The sequence below is a fragment of the Cryobacterium sp. Sr8 genome (assembly GCF_004403225.1).
In the GTDB taxonomy this organism is placed as follows: domain Bacteria; phylum Actinomycetota; class Actinomycetes; order Actinomycetales; family Microbacteriaceae; genus Cryobacterium; species Cryobacterium psychrotolerans.
In genome coordinates this window covers 26,299-47,093 of the sequence record NZ_SOHO01000015.1, presented here as the reverse complement: position 1 = coordinate 47,093, position 20,795 = coordinate 26,299, and the positions used below count along the sequence as shown (strand labels likewise).

General features: G+C 70.3%; 17 protein-coding genes. 11 read left to right on the top strand and 6 right to left on the bottom strand.

The window, feature by feature from the left end; translation table 11 throughout:
- Window positions 1–187: 187 nt before the first annotated feature.
- The 11 genes from E3T54_RS02035 (at window position 188) to paaZ (ending at window position 14,431) form a co-directional block, all read left to right on the top strand.
- Window positions 188–571 carry a TIGR02611 family protein gene (locus E3T54_RS02035; RefSeq protein ID WP_092324669.1) on the top strand — a complete coding sequence of 128 codons (384 nt, stop codon included), beginning with the start codon at window positions 188–190 and terminating at the stop codon, window positions 569–571.
- Window positions 572–671: 100 nt separating this feature from the next.
- On the top strand, window positions 672–1,739 hold the full coding sequence (locus E3T54_RS02030; RefSeq protein ID WP_092324671.1) for an LLM class flavin-dependent oxidoreductase: 1,068 nt from the start codon (window positions 672–674) through the stop codon (window positions 1,737–1,739).
- A gap of 74 nt (window positions 1,740–1,813) precedes the next feature.
- A complete protein-coding gene (glgX, locus tag E3T54_RS02025; protein WP_134474349.1) occupies window positions 1,814–4,108 on the top strand; it encodes a glycogen debranching protein GlgX in 2,295 nt (764 codons plus the stop codon).
- Window positions 4,105–6,435, top strand: coding sequence for a malto-oligosyltrehalose synthase (gene treY / locus E3T54_RS02020; protein WP_134474348.1), 2,331 nt, complete (start codon window positions 4,105–4,107; stop codon window positions 6,433–6,435). The genes glgX and treY overlap by 4 nt, the downstream gene beginning before the upstream one ends.
- A complete protein-coding gene (gene treZ, locus E3T54_RS02015) occupies window positions 6,425–8,320 on the top strand; it encodes a malto-oligosyltrehalose trehalohydrolase (protein ID WP_241977009.1) in 1,896 nt (631 codons plus the stop codon). Before treY ends, treZ begins: the two co-directional genes overlap by 11 nt.
- 12 nt (window positions 8,321–8,332) lie before the next feature.
- Entirely contained in the window at window positions 8,333–8,851 is a 519-nt protein-coding gene (locus E3T54_RS02010; protein WP_134474347.1) for a hypothetical protein, read from the top strand.
- On the top strand, window positions 8,844–9,377 hold the full coding sequence (locus E3T54_RS02005; protein ID WP_134474346.1) for a hypothetical protein: 534 nt from the start codon (window positions 8,844–8,846) through the stop codon (window positions 9,375–9,377). The genes E3T54_RS02010 and E3T54_RS02005 overlap by 8 nt, the downstream gene beginning before the upstream one ends.
- Window positions 9,378–9,486: 109 nt before the next feature.
- On the top strand, window positions 9,487–10,671 hold the full coding sequence (locus E3T54_RS02000) for an acetyl-CoA C-acyltransferase (protein WP_134474345.1): 1,185 nt from the start codon (window positions 9,487–9,489) through the stop codon (window positions 10,669–10,671).
- The gene (locus E3T54_RS01995; protein ID WP_134474344.1) at window positions 10,672–11,463 is read left to right on the top strand and encodes an enoyl-CoA hydratase/isomerase family protein; all 792 of its coding nucleotides are present in this window, start codon (window positions 10,672–10,674) and stop codon (window positions 11,461–11,463) included.
- Entirely contained in the window at window positions 11,460–12,374 is a 915-nt protein-coding gene (locus E3T54_RS01990) for a 3-hydroxyacyl-CoA dehydrogenase family protein (RefSeq protein WP_134474343.1), read from the top strand. The genes E3T54_RS01995 and E3T54_RS01990 overlap by 4 nt, the downstream gene beginning before the upstream one ends.
- Complete coding sequence (paaZ, locus tag E3T54_RS01985) at window positions 12,371–14,431, top strand: phenylacetic acid degradation bifunctional protein PaaZ (RefSeq protein WP_134474342.1); 2,061 nt, start codon at window positions 12,371–12,373, stop codon at window positions 14,429–14,431. Before E3T54_RS01990 ends, paaZ begins: the two co-directional genes overlap by 4 nt.
- 99 nt (window positions 14,432–14,530) lie before the next feature.
- Here the strand turns inward: paaZ and E3T54_RS01980 are convergent, their stop codons facing one another.
- The 6 genes from E3T54_RS01980 to E3T54_RS01955 all read right to left on the bottom strand — a co-directional run bounded on the left by E3T54_RS01980 (window position 14,531) and on the right by E3T54_RS01955 (window position 20,702).
- Window positions 14,531–16,000: a dihydrolipoamide acetyltransferase family protein gene (locus E3T54_RS01980; RefSeq protein ID WP_134474341.1), complete on the bottom strand. Its 1,470-nt coding sequence runs from the start codon at window positions 15,998–16,000 to the stop codon at window positions 14,531–14,533.
- The gene (locus E3T54_RS01975) at window positions 16,000–17,019 is read right to left on the bottom strand and encodes an alpha-ketoacid dehydrogenase subunit beta (protein ID WP_134474340.1); all 1,020 of its coding nucleotides are present in this window, start codon (window positions 17,017–17,019) and stop codon (window positions 16,000–16,002) included. The genes E3T54_RS01980 and E3T54_RS01975 overlap by 1 nt, the downstream gene beginning before the upstream one ends.
- Complete coding sequence (pdhA, locus tag E3T54_RS01970; protein ID WP_134474339.1) at window positions 17,016–18,155, bottom strand: pyruvate dehydrogenase (acetyl-transferring) E1 component subunit alpha; 1,140 nt, start codon at window positions 18,153–18,155, stop codon at window positions 17,016–17,018. Before pdhA ends, E3T54_RS01975 begins: the two co-directional genes overlap by 4 nt.
- Window positions 18,156–18,265: 110 nt before the next feature.
- Window positions 18,266–18,757 (bottom strand): Lrp/AsnC family transcriptional regulator, encoded by a 492-nt coding sequence (locus E3T54_RS01965; RefSeq protein ID WP_134474338.1) that lies wholly within the window; start codon window positions 18,755–18,757, stop codon window positions 18,266–18,268.
- Window positions 18,758–18,791: 34 nt separating this feature from the next.
- On the bottom strand, window positions 18,792–19,892 hold the full coding sequence (locus E3T54_RS01960) for a nitronate monooxygenase family protein (protein ID WP_134474337.1): 1,101 nt from the start codon (window positions 19,890–19,892) through the stop codon (window positions 18,792–18,794).
- A 21-nt stretch (window positions 19,893–19,913) separates the two neighbouring features.
- Complete coding sequence (locus E3T54_RS01955; protein WP_370254627.1) at window positions 19,914–20,702, bottom strand: oxygenase MpaB family protein; 789 nt, start codon at window positions 20,700–20,702, stop codon at window positions 19,914–19,916.
- Window positions 20,703–20,795 lie beyond the last annotated feature (93 nt).

Sequence of the window (20,795 nt, the reverse complement as noted above, 5' to 3'; positions counted from 1 at the left end):
GCCCTCGGGCCTGCCGTCCCCGGGCTTGCCATCCCCGAACTCATTGTCCGGGTAAGTCAGGTACTCAGTGATGAGGTCCATGAGAACAGTCAATACCCGACCACCGACATTCGAAGCGGCCTCGGATTCGTCCGGAGCCTGACGGTTCACTAGCCCTCTCCCAGACTTGCGGTTTACGCTGGCTGTTGTGTCCAGACAACCCCCCGGCGATGACGACCTCGCACGCAACGATGGTCTGCCACGCGATATCGAGATCGGCATCAGCCCGAGGCAGCCGATCCGGCGCTTCCTGCGCCGCTCCCGGGAATGGGTCGAACGCTACCCTCGGCTGCGCTGGGCATATCGCCTCGGCATCGCGGTGCTCGGCACGCTCATCGTCATCGTCGGCCTGATCCTGGTGCCTCTGCCCGGACCCGGCTGGCTGATCGTCTTCCTCGGGCTCGCAACGCTCGGCACCGAGTTTCCCGCGGCGGCCCGTTTCGGCGCCTACGTGAGGCGGATCCTCACCCGGCTCTGGCAGCGGTGGCGCGACCGGGGGACCCGAAGCGCGACCCAGACGCGCGGGGAGTGACGCCGCGCAGGAGTGACACCGCGGAATAGTGCGCGGGCGCGCGCGGTTCACTAGATGGATGCATATGCATGCACCGCAACCTCGGAAGGGCGCCTGCCGCATGACACACGAGCTTGAACTGGGTCTGGACACCTTCGGTGACGTCACCTGGGATGCCGACGGCCGGCCGCTGCCCCAGTGGCAGGTGCTGCGCAACGTCGTCGCCGAGGCCGTGCTGGCCGACCAGGTCGGACTGGACTTCTTCGGGATCGGGGAGCACCACCGGGAGGACTTCTCCGTCTCGGCCCCGGAGGTCGTGCTCGCCGCGATCGCGGGACAGACCGAACGCATCCGCCTCGGTTCCGCTGTGACCGTGCTCAGCTCCGACGACCCCGTGCGGGTGTTTCAGCGGTTCGCCACCCTCGACGCGGTCTCGAACGGCCGCGCGGAGGTCATCCTCGGGCGGGGGTCGTTCACCGAGTCGTTCCCGCTCTTCGGCTACGAACTCGACCAGTACGAACTGCTGTTCGAGGAAAAGCTCAACCTCTTCACCGAGCTCCTCACCGAGGAACCGGTGACCTGGCAGGGCGAGACCCGGGCCGGTCTCGACCGGCAGCGGGTCTTCCCGCCGACCGAGTCGGGGGCGCTCCGCACCTGGATCGGCGTGGGCGGCAGCCCGCAGTCGGTCATCCGTGCCGCTCACTACGGCCTGCCCCTGATGCTGGCCATCATCGGCGGCGAGCCCCTGTCTTTCGCGCCTCTCGTGGACCTCTACCACCGCGCCCTGGCCAAATTCGACCGAACGACGCTGCCGATCGGCCAGCACTCGCCGGGCTACATCGCCGCGACGGATGCGCAGGCCCGAGACGAGATGTGGCCGCACTTCGCCGCCATGCAGGAGCGCATCGGCCGCGAACGCGGCTGGGGGCCCATGTCCCGCGACCGGTTCGAGCATGACGCCGGCCCCGACGGCGCACTCTTCGTCGGCTCTCCGCAGACCGTCGCCACCAAGATCGCGAAGGTCGCGGAGGGCCTCGGACTGTCCCGGTTCGACCTCAAGTACAGCCTGGGCACCCTGCCGCACGAGAAGCTGATGACCAGCATCGAGCTCTACGGCAGCGAGGTCGCGCCCCTGGTGCGCGCTCGCCTGGCAGCGAACGCGCCCACCCCCGGCGACCCGAGGCGGTAACGTCGTTGGTGAGCCCGCCGGCGCAGCTGGTCTCTCACCCGACCACCCGATCTCCTATCCCCTGGAGGAGTCCCTTGGAAACCTGGCCCGGAACCGCCTACCCCCTCGGCGCAACCTACGACGGCAGCGGCACCAACTTCGCGTTGTACAGCGAAGCAGCCGAGCGCGTCGAGTTGTGCCTCTTCGACGACGACGGTGTCGAGACCCGCGTCGAGGTCATCGAGTCCAGTGCGTTCATCTGGCACTGCTACCTGCCGCACACGCAGCCGGGCCAGCGCTACGGCTACCGCGTGCACGGCGAGTACAACCCGGGCGAAGGCAAGCGCTCCAACCCCAACAAGCTCCTGCTCGACCCCTACGCCAAGGCGACCAGCGGCGCGATCGACTGGGATCCCGCGCTCTTCTCCTACAACTTCGGCGACCCGGATTCCCGCAACGACCAGGACTCCGCCCCGCACATGATGATGGGCGTCGTGGTCAACCCCTACTTCGACTGGCAGGGCGAACAGCCCCTGCACACCCCCTACAGCGAGACCCTCATCTACGAGGCCCACGTAAAGGGCCTCACCCAGCTGCAGGATGCCGTGCCGGAGGACCAGCGCGGAACCTACGCCGGCGTCGCGCATCCGTCGGTCATCGACCACCTGCAGAAGCTCGGCGTCACGGCGATCGAGCTGATGCCGGTGCACCAGTTCGTCAACGACGGCACCCTCGTCGAACAGGGCCTGAACAACTACTGGGGCTACAACACGATCGGCTTCCTCTCGCCGCACAACGCCTACTCGGCCAGCGGCGACCGAGGCCAGCAGGTGCAGGAGTTCAAGGGAATGGTGCGTGCGCTGCACGCGGCCGGTATCGAGGTCATCCTCGACGTCGTCTACAACCACACCGCGGAGGGCAACCACCTCGGCCCGACGATCTCGTTCAAGGGCATCGACAACGAGGCGTATTACCGCCTGATGGACGGTGACTTGCGCCACTACATCGACTACACGGGCACCGGCAACACGCTGAACGTGCGGCACCCGCACTCGCTGCAGCTGATCATGGATTCGCTGCGCTACTGGGCGATCGAGATGCACGTCGACGGATTCCGGTTCGACCTGGCCTCCGCCCTGGCCCGGGACCTGTACGACGTCGACAAGCTCTCCACCTTCTTTGAAATGGTGCAGCAGGACCCGATCGTCTCCCAGGTGAAGCTCATCGCGGAGCCGTGGGACGTCGGCCCCGGCGGCTACCAGGTGGGCAACTTCCCGGCCCAGTGGACCGAGTGGAACGGCAAGTACCGCGACACCGTGCGCGACTTCTGGCGCGGCGAGCCGTCGACGCTGGGGGAGTTCGCCTCCCGGATCACCGGATCGGCCGATCTCTACGAGCACTCCGGCCGGCGCCCGGTGGCCTCGATCAACTTCGTCACCGCCCACGACGGGTTCACGATGAACGACCTCGTGTCGTACAACGAGAAGCACAACGACGCCAACGGCGAGAACAACCAGGACGGCGAATCGCACAACCGCTCCTGGAACTCCGGTGTCGAGGGGCCGACGGATGACCCGGAGATCCGCGCCCTGCGCGCCCGCCAGCACCGTAACTTCCTCGCGACGATGCTGCTGTCGCAGGGCGTGCCGATGATCCTGCACGGCGACGAGCTGGGTCGCACCCAGCAGGGCAACAACAACACCTACGCGCAGGACAACGAGCTGAGCTGGATCCACTGGGACGAGGCGGACCAGCCGCTGGTAGAGTTCACCGCGGCCGTGTCGAGGCTGCGGAAGGAGCATCCGACGTTCCGGCGCAGCCGGTTCTTCGACGGCCACCCCGGGAAACGGGTCGACGGAGCCCCACTGGCCGACATCGTCTGGTTGAACAGCGACGGCGCGGAGATGCAGCAGCAGGACTGGGACGAGAACCGTGCCCGCACGGTCGGGATGTTCCTCAATGGCGACGGCATCCGGGAACGCGACGTGCGCGGCGAGCCGGTGATCGACGTGAACTTCCTGCTGCTCTTCAACGCGGATCCGGAAGACGTGCGCTTCACCCTGCCCAGCGCGGAGTACGCCAGGGCATGGGAGATCGTGGTCGACACGGCGGGCGCCGGAGCCGACTCCTTGCCCCGGCCGGCCGGGGAGACCCTGACGCTGCCGTCACGATCGCTGCACGTGCTGCGCGCGTACCAGCCGCCGGAAGTCGCTCCGGACCACTCGGTCGCCGCCTCCCTGGCGGCGCAGTCGGCGTCGCCGTCGCTGCCGTCGTTCAGCGCGGGGGCGGCGTTCACGCCGCCCGGCGAACCGTCGCCAGAGGCGGCCCCGCAGGCCAGGAAACCCGCGTCGGGGAGGCGCAAGGCCGCCACGCCCAGGGAATCGGAGTGAAGGCTCCGGTCACCACCTACCGGCTCCAGGTCACGGCCGGCTTCGACCTCGATGCGGCCACCGGCGTGCTCGACTACCTCGGCGACCTCGGCGCCGACTGGCTCTACCTGTCACCGCTGCTCAAAGCGGAGGACGGCTCCGACCACGGCTACGACGTCGTCGACCACTCCCAGGTCGATCCGGCACGCGGCGGCGCCGCAGCACTCGCCCGGCTCGCGGCGGCCGGGGCGGCGGCCGGGCACGGCATCCTGGTCGACATCGTCCCGAACCACATGGGAGTGCAGACACCCGCGCTGAACGCCTGGTGGTGGGACCTGCTGCAGCACGGCCAGGCCTCGCGCTACGCCGAGGCCTTCGACGTCGACTGGTCCTTCGGGGCCGGCAGGATCCGGCTGCCCGTGCTCGGCGACGACGAGGACGTCAGCCGGCTGACGGTCATCGACGGTGAACTGCGCTACTACGACCACCGGTTCCCGCTGGCTCCCGGCACCGCCGACGACGGGGCGGATGCCCAGGCCGTGCACGCCCGGCAGCACTACGAACTCGTGGGCTGGCGCCGGGCCGACGCGGAACTCAACTACCGGCGCTTTTTCGGGGTGAACAGCCTCGCCGGAATCCGGGTCGATGTGCCCTGGGTGTTCGCGGAATCGCACGCGGAGATCATCCGCTGGCTCCGGGAAGGCCTCGTGCAGGGCCTCCGGGTCGACCACCCCGACGGCCTCGCCGATCCGGGCGGGTACCTCGACCAGCTCGCTGCAGCCACGAACGGCGCTTACGTGCTCGTCGAGAAGATCCTCGAGGGGCGCGAACAACTTCCGACGAGTTGGCCGACCGCCGGAACCACGGGCTACGACGCCCTCGCCGACTTCGACCGCGTGCTCGTCGACCCGGCCGGGCAGGCACCGCTCGACGCCCTGGAGACCCGCCTCCAGCGGGACGCCGGCCGGCCGGAAATGTCCTGGCCGGAGCTGGTCTACCAGCGGAAGCGCGCCATCGCCGACGGGATCCTCCGCTCGGAGGTACTGCGCCTGGCCCGGCTCCTGCCCGCCGAGACCGGCACCGACGACGCGATCGCCGAGCTGCTGGCCTGGTTCCCGGTGTACCGGTCATACCTCCCGGTCGGCGCCGCCGACCTTCGGACGGCCGCCCGGCTCGCCGGCCTTCGCCGGCCCGGGCTGGCCCCGCTGATCGACCGGCTGCTGCCCCTGCTGGCCGACCCGGCGCATCCGGCCGCCGTGCGGTTCCAGCAGACCTCCGGCATGGTGATGGCCAAGGGCGTCGAGGACACCGCGTACTACCGCTACAGCCGCCTGACGTCGCTCAACGAGGTGGGCGCCGACCCGGAGGAGTTCGCCGTCGCCGTGCCCACATTCCACGAGCGCCAGCAGGCGCGGCAGGCGGCATTCCCCACCTCGATGACGACCCTGTCGACCCACGACACGAAACGCAGCGAGGATGTCCGCGCCCGCATTTCCGTGCTCGCCGAGATCCCCGCCGAGTGGGAAGCGACCCTGGCCGAGCTCCGGGCGGCTGCCCCGCTCGGCGACGCCCCGTTCGAGAACCTGCTCTGGCAGGCCATCGTCGGCGCCTGGCCCGCCTCCACCGACCGGCTCGCCGCCTACGCGCTCAAGGCGGCCAGGGAGGCCGGCACCTCCACGACCTGGACGGAACCGAACGCCGAATTCGAGGCCGCCATGCAGGCCCTCGTCACCGCCGACATCGACGACCCGGCGGTTCGAGGGCTGGTTAAGGAGTTCGTCGACCGCGTGCGACAGGCAGGCTGGAGCAACTCGCTCGCGGCCAAGCTGCTGCAGCTGACCGCGCCGGGCGTTCCCGACGTGTACCAGGGCAGTGAACTGTGGGAGACCTCCCTCGTCGACCCCGACAATCGCCGACCGGTCGACTACGGGCTGCGGCGCGAGCTGCTCGCCCGGATCGACGACGGCTGGCTGCCGCCGATCGACGAATCCGGCGCCGCCAAGCTGCTCGTCACCTCCCGGGCCCTGCGCCTCCGGCGAGACGAGGCCGAGCGCTTCGTGCGCTATGCCCCCGTCGAGGCCATCGGCGCCGCGGCGGTCCACGTGGTCGCGTTCGACCGCGGCGGGGCCGTCACCGTGGCGACCCGCCTGCCGCTCGGACTCGAGGCATCCGGCGGCTGGGGCGACACGGCCATCGTGCTCGCGGGCCGTGCGGTCGTCGACGTGCTCACGGGCGAACGGTTCGACGGCGGGCTGCTGCGCGTCGCCGACTTGCTCGGCCGCTACCCCGTCGCGCTGCTCGTGCCCGCGCCGCACCATGACGAGGGGAATTCCACTCATGATCGCTAAGCCGCAGAACGTGACCTTCGAGGTCTGGGCCCCCGCCGCCACAACCGTCGACCTCGTCTTCGCCCTCCCCATCCCCATCCCCGACTCCGATTCCCGCGAAACCGCAATTGTGCGCGCTAAAACGCCCCCAGAACGCGCACAACTGCAGTTTCGCGGGATGGAACGGGGGGAAGGGGGATGGTGGCGAGGGACGGTTGACGGCGGCGACGGGACAGGCGGCACGGGCGACGGGACAGGCGGCACGGGCGACGGGGCAGGCGGAGGGATGGACTACGGGTTCCGGGTGGACGGGGAGGGGCCGTATCCCGACCCGCGGTCCCGACGGCAGCCGCACGGCGTGCATGAGCTGTCGCGCACCTTCGACGCCGGAGCCCATTCCTGGCAGGACGCAGCCTGGACCGGCCGCCAGCTGGCCGGCAGCACGATCTACGAACTGCACCTCGGCACGTTCACCCCGGAGGGGACGCTGGATGCCGCGTCCGCCCGGCTCAACCACCTGAAGTCGATCGGCGTCAACTTCGTCGAGCTGCTCCCCGTCAACGCCTTCAACGGCACGCACAACTGGGGCTACGACGGTGTGCTCTGGTACGCCGTGCACGAGGGCTACGGCGGGCCCGCGGCCTACCAGCGCTTCGTCGACGCCTGCCACGCCGCAGGCATCGGCGTCATCCAGGACGTCGTCTACAACCACCTCGGGCCGAGCGGCAACTACCTGCCCGTCTTCGGGCCATACCTCGGCGAGGCCGGCGGCACCACCTGGGGATCGTCGGTCAACCTCGACGGACCCGACTCCGACCCGGTGCGCGCCTACATCATCGAAAATGCACTCATGTGGATGCGCGACTACCACGTCGACGGCCTCCGGCTCGATGCCGTGCACGCGCTCCACGACGAACGCGCGACCCACCTGCTCGAGGAGCTGGCCGCCGAGGTCGCCGCCCTCAGCGCCTCGGCGGGACGTCCGCTCACCCTGATCGCGGAATCCGACCTCAACGACCCACAGCTGATCACGCCGCGAGAGGCGGGCGGCTACGGCCTCGACGCCCAGTGGAGCGACGATTTCCACCACGCCGTGCACGTCGCGCTCACCGGCGAGACGGTCGGCTACTACGCCGATTTCGAACCGCTCGGGGCCCTGGCCAAGGTGCTCACCCGCGGCTTCTTCCACGACGGCACGTACTCCAGCTTCCGCGGCCGCGTGCACGGCCGCCGCATCGACACCGAGCGGATGCCCGCCTGGCGTCTCGTCGTCGGCTCGCAGAACCACGACCAGATCGGCAACCGCGCAACCGGAGACCGGCTGACCGCCCAGCTCGACGCCGGCCAGCTGGCGATCGCCGCGGCGCTGACCCTGCTCGGACCGTTCACCCCGATGCTGTTCATGGGCGAGGAATGGGGGGCCCGGACGCCCTGGCAGTTCTTCACCTCGCACCCGGAACCCGAGCTGGGCGAGGCCACCGCGAAGGGCCGCATCGGCGAGTTCGCCCGGATGGGCTGGGACCCGAACGTCGTGCCCGACCCGCAGGATCCCGCCACCTTCGAACGCTCCAGGCTCGACTGGGACGAGCTCGCCGAGCCGGGCCACCGGCGCGTGCTGGCGTTCTACCGAGCCCTCGGTGCGCTCAGGCGCGGGCATCCGGACTTCACCGACCCCAGGTTCGACCGGGTACGGGTAGGGTTCGACGAGGCCGAGCACTGGCTGCGCTTCCGCCGCGGCGAGACCGAGGTTCTGATCAACTTCGGCGTGGAGCCTCGAGTCGTGCCCTCGGGCGCCGGCGCGGTGCTGGTGTCCTTGGCTGCGTCCGGGGATGCCGTGCTCGGCCGCGAGCCGGGCTCCCTGTTGCTCGCGCCGCACGCCGTCGTCGTGCTCGATGCCGCGCGCTAGCGTAGGACCACCATGGGCATCTTTCTCGCACCGACAACGAGCGCCGCGCTCGCACGCCTCGCCGAACTCGACGGCGACACCGGTTCCGCGCCGCTCGAGCGGCTGCGCGCCATCCGCGCGCTGCTCGTCGCCCTCGACACCGACCCTGCCAGCCTGGCCGGCGTGCGCGCGGCCCGCGAGCAGGGCGCAAGCTGGGAGCAGGTCGCCGATGCCGCCGGGCTGAAGCCCGCCGCCGCCAAGTGGCGTTGGCAGGGCAGCGACGCGGAAATCGCGGCCAGGCAGGATGCCGGACGCAAGCGCGCGGCGCGCCCGAGCAGCGTGCCGACAGACCTCCCCGGGCTCTCGGTCGCCGAGGCGGCGGCGCAACTCGGGATCACCCCGCAGGCGGTGTACCTTCAGGTGAGCCGGGGCAGACTCGCCAGCCGAACGGTCGAATTGCCCGACGGGCGCAGCTACAAACGCGTGTTCCCCGGCGAGCCGCCCCAGGCAACGCCGCACAACCACCAGGACGACGGAGTGAGACATGACTAACCTGCCCCCAGCCACGCCAACCCGAACGCTGCCGATCGCCGAGACCGAAGTGTTGTCGTATGCCGAGGGCCGGCGCTCCGACGACCCGCCGGCCACGACCGCGGAGCCCGCGCCGTACCGTCCCGCGCCCGCCCCGTCTGCCGCCCGCCCGGCGGTTCCGCAGCGCACGACGCTCGTCATCCTCGCGGCCATGGGCGCGCTGGCGATCGCGTTCATCGTGCTGATGGTCGTGGGCGTCACGAACGAGTCCATCAACGCACTGGCCGTGTTCGCCACCCCGATAGCGTCGATGGTCGCCGCGTACTACGGCGTCACACTCAGCATCCAGCAGGTGAAGAACGAACGGGCCGAGAAGGAAAGGGCCCTGGAGCGGGCGGATGCCGCCGTCACGGCGAGCCGGGAAACCGAGGTCTGGGCCGCGCAGATGGAGTCCGGCCTCCGCGTCGCAATGGCCAAGCTCAACGCCGCCCGGGTCAACACCGACGAGGTCACGAAGGCCGCCGGCACTCCCGACGACTTCTTCTAGCCGGCCGCCACGGGCGAGCCGACGCGGTTTGACCGCCCGGCCATTCCTGTGACATTCTTTACGGAACGAACGGTCAGTTAGTAATTCGTAGGTCGAAGGTGATGGAGCCATGTCCGAAGCATTCCTCGTCGATGGTGTCCGCACTCCCATCGGCCGATACGGCGGGGCGCTTGCGGGGGTGCGGCCGGACGATCTCGCGGCGCTCGTGCTCGCATCCGTCGTCTCCCGCTCCGGCATCGATCCGGCCCTGATCGACGAGGTCATCCTCGGCGGGGCCAACCAGGCCGGCGAAGACAACCGCAACGTCGCCCGGATGGCGATCCTGCTGGCCGGACTGCCCGACAGCGTGCCCGGCATCACGGTCAACCGGCTGTGCGCCTCGGGCCTGTCCGCGGTGCACATGGCCGCCAACATGATCAAGGCCGGGGAAGCCGACCTGGTGATCGCCGGCGGCGTCGAGTCCATGACGCGCGCGCCCTGGGTGCTGGCCAAGCCGGAGAAGGCCTTCGCCAAGCCCGGCGAGATCGTCGACACCTCGATCGGCTGGCGTTTCACCAATCCGCGCCTCACCGCCAGGGACAAGGCCACCTTCTCCATGTCGGAGACGGCCGAAGAGGTCGCCACCCTCGACGGGATCACCCGCGAGGATGCCGACGCCTTCGCCCTGCGCTCCCACCGGCTGGCCGTGGCCGCCCGCACCGAAGGCACCTTCGCGCCGGAAATCGTGGGCGTGCCGACGAAGGCCGGCCTTGTCCTGGACGACGAAGGCCCCCGGCCCGAGACCACCCTGGAGAAGCTGGCCGGGCTCCGCTCGGTCGTGCGCCCCGGCGGCGTTGTCACCGCGGGCAATGCGAGCTCCCTCAATGACGGCGCCTCCGCCATCATCGTGGCCAGCGAGTCGGCCATCGCCCGGCTCGGGCTCACCCCCCGCGCCCGCGTCGTGGGCGGAGCGAGCGCCGGCCTGGCGCCGGAGATCATGGGCCTCGGCCCGGTCCCGGCCACCGAGAAGCTGTTGGGCCGCCAGGGGCTGACCATCGGCGACATCGACGCCGTCGAGCTCAACGAGGCCTTCGCCACCCAGTCCCTGGCCACGATCCGCCGGCTCGGGCTCGACCCGGAGATCGTCAACCGGCACGGCGGGGCCATCGCGCTCGGGCATCCGCTCGGCTCGTCCGGCAGCCGCATCCTGATCACGCTTCTCGGCCGGATGGAGCGCGAAGGCGCCCGGCGCGGGATCGCCACCATGTGCGTCGGTGTCGGCCAGGGTGCGTCCCTGCTCGTGGAGCTCGTCTAGATGGCCGGCGATTCCGTGGCCGAGGATTCTGCGCCTCGGGACTCTCTGCCCGCGGAGTTCTCCACCCTGCTCATCGACCGGGGCCCGGATCGGCTGCACGTGCAGCTGAATCGCCCGGAGGTCCGCAACGCGATCGACCAGGCCATGATCGACGAGCTGCACCTGGTCTGCGCCGAACTCGAACGCGAGCCGCGCATCCTGATCATCTCCGGCGCGGGCGGAATCTTCGCCTCCGGAGCCGACATCGCCCAGCTCCGCGAACGACGCGCGGCCGACGCGCTGCAGGGCATCAACTCCGGCCTGTTCGGGCGGATCGCCCGCCTGCCGATGCCCGTGATTGCGGCCCTCGACGGCTGGGCGCTCGGCGGCGGCGCGGAACTCGCCTACGCCGCAGACTTCCGGATCGCCTCCACCACGGTGCGCCTGGGCAACCCCGAGACCGCACTGGGCATCATCCCCGCCGCCGGGGCGCTCTGGCGCCTCGCGGAGCTCGTCGGGGAGCCCGTCGCCAAGGAGATCATCCTGGCCGGCCGGATCCTGAACGCGGACGAGGCGCTGGCCGTGCACCTCGTCACCGAGGTGCACGAGCCGGGCGCCCTCCTCGCCGCCGCGCACGCCCTCGCGGACCGCATCGCCAAGCAGGACCCCCTCGCCACGCGCATCGCCAAGCAGGTCTTCCACGCCCCGGCCGACGCGCATCCGCAGGCCGACAACGAGGCGCAGGCCGTGCTCTTCGAATCAGAGGCGAAATTCGCCCGCATGACCGCGTTCCTGGAAAGGAAGAAGCGATGACGACAGCCCAGGAGGCCCTCGGCCTGCCGAACACGGCCGGCGCGCCCGATTCTGTCGGAGTGCCCGCGTTGGTCGGAGTGCTTGGCGGCGGCCGGATGGGCGCGGGCATCGCCCACGCCTTCCTGCTCGCCGGGGCGCGGGTGACCGTCGTGGAGCAGGGTGACGACGCGGCCCGGGCCGCCCGCGACCGGGTCATGTCGGCCGTCGACAAGTCGCTCAGCCGCGGCACAGTGTCCGCCACCCGCGCCGACCTCGACAACCGGCTCACCGTTTCCACGGATGCCGCGGCCTTCGCCGGCTCCGGGCTCGTCGTCGAGGCCGTGCCCGAGATCCCCGCGCTCAAGACCCAGGCGCTCCGCACGGTCGAGGCGCACCTGGCCCCCACCGCCTGGCTGGCCTCGAACACCTCGTCGCTCTCCATCACGGAACTCGCCGAAGCCCTCGACCGCCCCGAACGCTTCATCGGACTGCACTTCTTCAACCCGGTCCCGGTGTCGACCCTGATCGAGGTCGTCACGGGGGAGGGCACCAGCCCGGAACTCGCCGACCTCGCCCGCGGCTGGGTGAGCGCCCTCGGCAAGACCCCGATCATGGTGCGCGACGCCCCCGGCTTCGCCAGCTCCCGCCTCGGCGTCGCGATCGCCCTCGAGGCCATCCGCATGGTCGAGGAGGGCGTCGCCAGCCCCGAGGACATCGATGCGGCCATGGTGCTCGGCTACAAGCATCCGGTCGGCCCGCTCAAGACCACCGACATCGTCGGCCTCGACGTGCGGCTCGGCATCGCCGAACACCTGCAAAAGACCCTCGGCGACCGGTTCGCCCCACCACAACTGCTGCGCGACATGGTCGCGCAGGGAAACCTCGGACGCAAAAGCGGCCGTGGCTTCTACGACTGGAAGGACGCATCATGACACTCCTCGAACCCACCACAGTGGCCCCCAGCACCGTCGTGCCGAGCTATGTGAAGGATGCCTGGTGGTCGCCCGCCGAGGGCGCGAAGACCCAGTCCGTACTCGACGCGAGCACCGGGGCCGAGGTCGCGAAGGTCAGCGCCGACGGGCTCGACCTCGCCGCCGTGGTCGAACACGCCCGCACGGTCGGCCAGGCCTCGCTCGGAAAGCTCACCTTCCACCAGCGCGCCCTTCTGCTCAAGCAGCTCGCGCAGTACCTCGGCGGTGTCAAGGAGGAGCTCTACGAGCTCTCCGCGAGCACCGGCGCGACCAAGCGCGACTCGATGGTCGACATCGACGGCGGCATCGGCGTGCTCTTCACGCTCTCCTCGAAGGGGCGTCGCGAGATGCCCAACAGCCAGGTCTACGTCGACGGCGACGTCGAGGCGCTCTCCCGCGACGGGTCGTTCAGCGGCCAGCACATCTACACCCGCATCCCGGGCGTCGCCTGCCAGATCAACGCGTTCAACTTCCCGGTCTGGGGCATGCTCGAGAAGTTCGCGCCGGCCTTCATCGCCGGCGTGCCCTCGATCGTCAAGCCGGCAACACCCACCGGCTACCTCACCGAGGCGATCGTGCGCCACATGCTCGCCTCCGGCATCCTGCCGGCCGGCTCGCTGCAGTTCGTCTCCGGCAGCGCCCGCGACCTGATCGACCACCTCGACTACCGCGACCTCGTCGGCTTCACCGGCTCGGCCTCCACCGCCCGCGCCCTCAAATCGCACCCGAACATCGTGCACGGCGGGGTGCGGTTCACCAGCGAGACCGATTCCCTCAACGCCGCGATCCTCGGCCCGGATGCCGTTGCCGGCACCCCGGAGTTCGACGCCTATGTCGCATCCGTCGTCACCGAAATGACGTCGAAGGCCGGCCAGAAGTGCACCAGCATCCGCCGCGTCATCGTGCCGGCCGGGATGCGCGACGACATCGTCGCCGCCGTCACCGAGCGCGTCGGCAAGCGGGTCAGCATCGGCGACCCGCGCACCGAGGGCGTCACGATGGGGCCGCTCGCGAGCATGGACCAGCGCGGAGAGGTGCTCTCCAGCGCCGCCCGCTTGGTCGACGGCGGCGGCCGCATCGTGATGGGCTCGCTGGATGCCCCGGACGGGACCGACCCGGCCGGCGCGTTCGTCGGCCCGCTGCTGCTGGCGTTCGACGACGCCGAGAGCGCCGCCGTGCACGAGATCGAGGCCTTCGGCCCGGTCGCCTCGATCATCGAATACGACAACCTCGACCACGCCGTGGCCCTCGCCGCGCTCGGCGGCGGTTCCCTGGTCGCCACGGTAGCGACCCACGACCCGGAGGTCGCCCGTGCCCTCGTGCTCGGAATCGCCGCCCACCACGGCCGCGTGCTCATGCTCGACCGCGACGACGCGCGCAGCAGCACCGGGCACGGCTCGCCTGTCCCGCACCTCGTGCACGGCGGCCCCGGGCGGGCCGGCGGCAGCGAGGAGCTCGGCGGCATCCGCTCGGTGCTGCACCACATGCAGCGCACGGCCATCCAGGGTTCGCCCGACATGCTCACCGCCATCACCGGCGAGTGGCACACCGGAGCCATGGTGCGCACCGGCATCCACCCGTTCCGCAAGTCCCTCGCCGAGCTCCGCGTCGGCGACCAGGTGGCCAGCGGGCTGCGCACGGTGACTCTGGACGACATCAGCGCGTTCGCCGAGTCCACCGGCGACAAGTTTTACGCGCACACCGACGAGGAGGCTGCCGCGGCGAACCCGTTCTTCCCCGGGATCGTCGCGCACGGCTACCTGCTGCTGTCCTGGGCGGCCGGGCTGTTCGTGGATGCCGCGCCCGGCCCGGTGCTGGCGAATTCGGGCCTCGAGCGCCTGCGCTTCGTGACCCCCGTGGCCGCCGGCGACAGCATCCGCGTCACCCTCACGGCCAAGCGGATCACGCCGCGCGAGACTGAGGAGTACGGCGAGGTGCGCTGGGACGCCGTGCTGCACAACCAGAACGACGAGGTCGTCGCCACCTACGACGTGCTCACCCTGGTCGCCAAGGTCTAGCTGTACTGGGCGACTTTCAGGTTGAGTTGCGGAAAAAGTACCTTCAATTTGCCAACGAAGGTACCTTCTCCGCAACTCAGCGCGTAGGTGAGGCGGGTCCTAGAGGTCGGCGAGCATCGCCACGGGGTTCTCGATGCAGCCGGCGATGTAGGTGAGGAATCCGGCGGCGGTTCCGCCGTCGCAGACCCGGTGGTCGAAGACCATCGACAATTCGACGACGGTGCGCACAGCGAGCTCGTGGTTGACCACCCACGGGCGTTCGATCATCCGCCCGATGCCGAGGATCGCGGCCTCCGGGTGGTTGATGATCGCCGCGGACCCGTCGACGCCGAGGGAGCCGAAGTTGTTCAGGGTAAACGTTCCGCCGGTGAGGGTGCTGGGCGGGAAGGTGCCGTCGGCCGACGCAGCCACGATGCCGGCGATGGCATCGCGCAGCTGCCGCGTGGTCATCGTCTGCGCCCCGTGCACGACCGGCACCATGAGGCCGCGTGAGGTCTGCGCGGCGAGCCCGAGGTTGATCGCCGCGTGCTGCAGGATCTCCTGGCTCGCGGTGTCGACGGAGGAGTTCAGCAGCGGGTACTTCCGCAGCCCCGCGACCACGAACCGGGCAATCAGCGCGGTCACGCTGAAGCGTTCCCCGGTGGCCGTGAGCAGGCGGTCCCTGGCGACGAACAGCTCAGTGGCATCGACGTCCATCCAGATGGTCGCCTCCGGGATTTCCCGGCGGGACGTGGTCAGGCGCTGCGAGACGACCTTGCGCAGCCCGGTGATCGGGATACGGATGTCTTCGAGCACGGCGGCAGGCAGGGCCGGCGTCGCGACCGGCCGGTCGGCAGATCGCGCCGGGGTTTGGGCGGGCGCTGCGGCGGGCGCTGCGGCTGGGGCGGCGACGGCCTGTTTCGACGCCTGCCGGCTTCGGATGTACGACTCGACATCGCCGCGCAGCACCAGGGACTGAGCGCCGCTCCCGCTCAGCTGGCTCGCGTCGAAGCCGTTCTCCCTGGCCAGCCGACGCACGAGGGGCGAGACCACCGGCGACCGGCGGGCAGGGTCGAGCAGCGCGACGGCCGGGCCCTGAACTGCGGGAGCGGCGGAAACGGCGGCCGGGGAAGCGGCGGCCGGAGTAGCCGGGGCAGCAGCGGCGGCCGGCCCAGGAGCCTCCGTCGGCGCAGCGGGCCGGCCGAATCGTCCACCGGCAGGCCGGCGAACCCCACGGGTGCTTTCGCCCGGCCCGTAGCCGACGAGCGGGCGCCCGGTTTCCCCGGCCGGGTCCTCCGGGGCAGCAGCCTTGACGGGCGGAACGGTCGCAGGGGCGGGTGCGACGGCGGCGGAGTCATCCGCCACCGTCAGCAGCACCGAGCCGGCGTGGATGACCTCGCCCACCTCGCCGAAGAGCTTCTCGACGACGCCGCCGAACGGCGACGGCAGCTCGACGATCGACTTGGCCGATTCGACCTCGATGACGGGCTGGTCGATGGCGATCGTGTCGCCCACGGCGACCAGCCAGTTGACGATCTCGGCCTCGGTGAGTCCCTCACCGAGGTCGGGCAGCAGGAAATCGCGTCCCATTATGACCACTCCCAGGTTCCGAGTGCGGCCAGGATACGGTCGGGCGTGGGCAGGAAGTACTCCTCGAGCTTGGGCGACGGGTAGGGGATGTCGAACCCGGTGATGCGCAGGATCGGCGCGGACAGGTAGTAGAAGTTGCGTTCGGTGAGGCGGGCCGCGACCTCGGCGCCGTAACCACCGAACTGGGCGGCCTCGTGGATAACGGCGGCGCGGGAGGTCTTGCGCACGGAGGCGCTGACCGTCTCATCGTCGAACGGCGACAGGCTGCGCAGGTCGATGACCTCGATCGAGAGGCCCTCCTCGGTGGCAAGTTCGGCGGTGGCCAACGCGGTCTTGACGGTTGGACCGTAGGCGATGAGCGTGACGTCGGTGCCCTCCCGGACCACAACGGCGGTGCTCATCGGCGCGGTCCGCACCGGCAGCGCGAGCTCAGCCTTCGACCAGTAGCGGCTCTTGGGCTCCATGAAGATCACCGGATCGTCGCTGGCGATGGCTTCGCGCAGCATCGAGTAGGCGTCGGCCGGGTTCGACGGAGTCACCACGGTGAGGCCCGGCGTGGATGCCCAGTAGGCCTCCGAGGAATCGGAGTGGTGCTCGACACCGCCGATGTCGCCGGCGTAGGGGATGCGGATGACGATCGGCAGCTGGATCTTGCCGCGGGTGCGGTTGCGCATCTTGGCAACGTGGGAGACGATCTGCTCGAACGCCGGGTAGCTGAAGGCGTCGAACTGCATCTCCACCACCGGGCGCAGGCCGTAGATGGCCATCCCGATCGCGGTCCCGATGATGCCGGACTCGGCCAGCGGGGAATCGCTGACCCTGGTCTCGCCGAACTCGGCGTAGAGCCCGTCGGTGACCCGGAAGACGCCGCCGAGCGGGCCGACATCCTCACCGAACAGCACGACCGACGGGTCGTCGACCATCGCGTCGCGGATGGCCGCATTCAGTGCCGCGGCCATGGTCATCGGGGCGGCCGGGCGCGTGGCCGGTGCGGTCTGTGTTCTGGTGTGCGAGGTCATGCCGCTTCACCCGTCGTTGTGGCGGCCGCAGCCTCGTGCTCGGCGATTTCGTTCGCCAGGAAGTCCCGCTGCTCGGCGAGGGCCGTGCGGGGGGTGGCATAGACGTGTTCGAACAGCTCGAGCGGGTCGATGACGGCTGTCTTCGTCATGCACTCACGCGTCGCAGCCGCGAGTTCTTCGGCCTCCCGGGTGATATCGGCCCGTTCGCCGTCCGTCAGCACGCCCACGGAGACGAGGTACTTCTCGAGGCGTTCGATCGGATCGCGGCCGCGCCAGGCCTCGACATCCGAGGAGTCACGGTACCGAGTCGGGTCATCCGAGTTGGTGTGCGCCTCCATCCGGTAGGTGAGTCCCTCGATCAGAGACGGTCCGCCGCCGTTCCGGGCGGTGTCGACGGCGGCCGAGACGACCGCATACATGGCGGCGACGTCGTTGCCGTCGACGAAGTAGCCGGGCATGCCGTAGCCGATGGCCTTGTCGGCGATCGTGCGGCAGGCCATCTGCTTGTCCAGCGGCACGCTGATCGCGAACTGGTTGTTCTGCACCAGGAACACGACCGGCGCCTGCCAGACGGCCGCGAAGTTGAACGCCTCGTGGGCGTCGCCCTCGCTGGTCGCGCCGTCGCCGAGCAGGGTCAGCGCGACCGTGTGGTCGCCCTTGAGCTTCGACGCGGTGGCCAGGCCGACCGCGTGCAGCGCCTGGGTGGCCAGCGGGGTGGCCTGCGGGGCGATTTTGTGCTGGTAGTAGTCGTAGCCGCTGTGCCACTCGCCGCGGAACGAGGCGAGGATGTCTTCCGGCGGCACCCCGCGGGTCAGCAGGGCGATGCTGTCCCGGTAGGTCGGGAAGAGCCAGTCGTCGGTTCCGAGCGAGGCGACGGCCGCGATCTCGCAGGCCTCCTGTCCGAGCGCGGAGGGGTAGGTCGCGAGGCGTCCCTGCCTCGTCAGGGCCGTCACCTGCACGTCGAAACGGCGGGCGACGACCATCCGTCGGTACAGGCCCAGCAGGATTTCGGGCGCCGGCAGGGCGAACCCGCCGGCCTCGGAAGGATCGACCGCGCGGCCGGCGTCATCGATCAATCGGAGGGGTGTGGGTGCCGCCTGCGTTAACACGGGCGCACTCTCGACGTTGAGGCTCATGACGTAATCGTGCGGCATGCGCGCCCCGCTGGCCGCATCATCGGGACAGTTGTGAACGATTGGCACGGTGTTGGTCGCGGCCGTGACAAACGGCTGGGATCAACGTGTTTTCAGCGCCAGATGTCCGGCGTCTCGCCGGGCGAGTGGCCCGCGATTTCCTCGAGGATCAGGTGCGAGCGGGTGGAGATCACGCCGGGCATGCTGTGGATGTCCCGCAGGATGGCCTGGCTGAGCTGCTCGTGGTCCGGGGCGCTGACGGTGAGGATGATGTCGATGTCGCCGCTGACAGCCTGGGCCTTCTCGACGAAGGGCAGTTCGGCCAGCTTCGAAGCGATAACGGCCCACGAGACGTCCCCGATCTTCACGACGACGAGGGCGGAGACGTGCAGCCCGAGGGACTTGCGGTCGATCTGCGCCCCGAACCCGGTTATGACGCCCCGACGCACGAGGTTCTGCACGCGCGTGTGCGCCGACGTGCGCGAGATGTGAACCAGTTCGGCGATGGCACGCATCGAGAGGCGGGCGTCGCGGGAGAGGGCGGCAACGATCTTTCGATCGATGCTGTCGAGCGCGGCGGGCTGGTCGGATGCCGAGTGCTGCATGGTCAAAACCTCAGGATGATCAGGGGTCTTCAGACTATCGCCCGTGGCCGGTGACTTCGTCGGTTTCGGCCGCCAGCGCGGCGACGAGCTCCGCCGCGGGGCCGCCCCGGCGAAGCGGCGCCGCCTGCCCCGCCCACAGCGAGACGAGATCGGTGTTGCCCTGGGCGACGGCGGCCGGCTTGAGGCGCCCGGTGAGCCAGTTCTGGGCCGGGAAGGGCGCCGTCCGGGCGGCAATCGTGAGCTCCCGCAGCATCCGGTTGGGGATGCCGCGGGCGAGGCGGCCGCTGAAGACTCGCGTCAGGGTCGTGTGCGCGGCGTCCTCGTGCCGCAGGAGCGCCTTGTGCTCGGTGCTCGCGGTGGACTCGTCGGTGCCGAGGAACGCGGTCCCCAGCTGAGCGGCAGCGGCGCCCAGGGCGAGCGCGGCGGCGATCCCTCGGCCGTCGGCGATGCCCCCGGCGGCAATCACCGGCACGCTCACGGCGTCGACGACCTGGGGAACGAGCGCGAACAGCCCGGTCAGGGAATCCTCGGCCGGGCGGAGGAACGACACCCGGTGCCCGCCGGCCTCGAATCCGGTCGCCACGATCGCATCCACGCCGGCTCGGTCGAGGGCTACCGCCTCGTCCACCGTCGTGGCCGTGGCGACCGTGCGGATGCCCGCCGCGCGGCACCGCTCGAGCACGCTCGCCGGGGGAACCCCGAAGACGAAACTCGCCACCATTGGTCGGGCGGCCAGGAGCGCCTCGAACTGCTCGTCGAAGCCGGGCAGGAAACGCTCCGGCGGGCTCGGCAGCGGCACCCCGAGTTCGGCGAAATACGGGGCCAGCGGCTCCAGCCACGAGGCGAACTCGGCCTCGGTGGGTCGCAGGTCGCTGCTTTCCTCGAACTCGAGCCAGAGATTCAGGGCGAAGGGCCGGTCCGTGAGGGTGCGCAGCTGCCCGGCGATGTCGCGGATGCGCTCCGGGTCGCAGCCGTAGAGCCCGACCGAGCCCAGCCCGCCGGCGTTGCTGACGGCCGCGGCGAGCGGCACGGAGGCAAGCCCGCCGAAGGCGCCCTGCACGATCGGAAGGTCGATGCCGAGCAGGTCGGTGACCGGCGTTCTGCGCCAGGGGCGGGGTGTGGCGCTATCCGTCATGCTGTCGAGCCTACGGGGTCGCTACTCCGACGTGCCCGGCTTCACCGACGCGCGCAGGGCGCGCAGGAAGTGCTCCTTGGGCCAGTGCCGCAGCCGGCGGGGGAGTGCCGGGTAGACCACCGCGATGAGGCGCACGGTGCGATCGAACCGGCGCTGCGAGGCGGCCGTCCACGGCAGGTTGTAGAGCCGGTGCACCTCCGGGGGCAGGAGCCCGACGGTGAGCAGACGGCCGAGCGGCATCGCCAGGCGCAGCCAGACCGGCCCGGTTCGCGGATGAAGCAGCTGCACGGCCACGGACCGGGTCGTGGCATCCGTTCTCAGTTCGGTGAGCCGCCGCCGCCAGTAGGCCCGGAAAGCCGCGCGGTCCGGCGGCCACAGGTCCGGCGGCACCTGCAGGGCCGTGCCCAGGCTCGCATACTCCCGGTAGACGGTGTCGGCCACCTCGTCCTCCATCGGGCCGTACACGAGCTCGTGCATGGTCACCGCGGAGTCATACAGGGTCGCGGCGACCCAGAGCTGGAGCTCGGGGGTGAAGGCGCTGTAGGCGGGTGTGCCGTCGGCGCCGTCGCCTCGCACCGGCCCGTGGGCGCGGTTCACCTGGCGGGTGGCCTGCGCGGCCTCATCCTCCGTGCCGAAGGTGACGGCGTAGACGTAGGTCAGGGTTCCGCGCAGCCGGTCGAGCGGCCTCGCGGCGAAGTCGCTGTGCCCGGCGACGCCGTGCCCGATGGCAGGATCGGCTATCTGCAGCAGGATTGAACGGCCCCCCGCTGCGATCAGCACGGCTTCGCCGCCCATGTCCTGGATCCCCACGCGTCACCTCCCGTTCGAATCCCGAGTGTATTGCGCAGCCCGGATCGCGCGCTCAGTTGCGGACAAAGTACCTTCCCCGGCGCCACGAAGGTA

Excerpts from the sequence above, each read along its gene's own strand:
- E3T54_RS02010 (WP_134474347.1), top strand. The coding sequence starts at position 8,333 with ATGGGCATCTTTCTCGCACCGACAACGAGCGCCGCGCTCGCACGCCTC.
- E3T54_RS01975 (WP_134474340.1), bottom strand. The coding sequence starts at position 17,019 with ATGACCTCGCACACCAGAACACAGACCGCACCGGCCACGCGCCCGGCC.
- E3T54_RS01965 (WP_134474338.1), bottom strand. The coding sequence starts at position 18,757 with ATGCAGCACTCGGCATCCGACCAGCCCGCCGCGCTCGACAGCATCGAT.
- pdhA (WP_134474339.1), bottom strand. The coding sequence starts at position 18,155 with ATGAGCCTCAACGTCGAGAGTGCGCCCGTGTTAACGCAGGCGGCACCC.
- E3T54_RS01990 (WP_134474343.1), top strand. The coding sequence starts at position 11,460 with ATGACGACAGCCCAGGAGGCCCTCGGCCTGCCGAACACGGCCGGCGCG.
- treZ (WP_241977009.1), top strand. The coding sequence starts at position 6,425 with ATGATCGCTAAGCCGCAGAACGTGACCTTCGAGGTCTGGGCCCCCGCC.
- E3T54_RS01960 (WP_134474337.1), bottom strand. The coding sequence starts at position 19,892 with ATGACGGATAGCGCCACACCCCGCCCCTGGCGCAGAACGCCGGTCACC.
- E3T54_RS02030 (WP_092324671.1), top strand. The coding sequence starts at position 672 with ATGACACACGAGCTTGAACTGGGTCTGGACACCTTCGGTGACGTCACC.
- paaZ (WP_134474342.1), top strand. The coding sequence starts at position 12,371 with ATGACACTCCTCGAACCCACCACAGTGGCCCCCAGCACCGTCGTGCCG.
- E3T54_RS02000 (WP_134474345.1), top strand. The coding sequence starts at position 9,487 with ATGTCCGAAGCATTCCTCGTCGATGGTGTCCGCACTCCCATCGGCCGA.
- E3T54_RS01980 (WP_134474341.1), bottom strand. The coding sequence starts at position 16,000 with ATGGGACGCGATTTCCTGCTGCCCGACCTCGGTGAGGGACTCACCGAG.
- E3T54_RS01995 (WP_134474344.1), top strand. The coding sequence starts at position 10,672 with ATGGCCGGCGATTCCGTGGCCGAGGATTCTGCGCCTCGGGACTCTCTG.
- E3T54_RS02005 (WP_134474346.1), top strand. The coding sequence starts at position 8,844 with ATGACTAACCTGCCCCCAGCCACGCCAACCCGAACGCTGCCGATCGCC.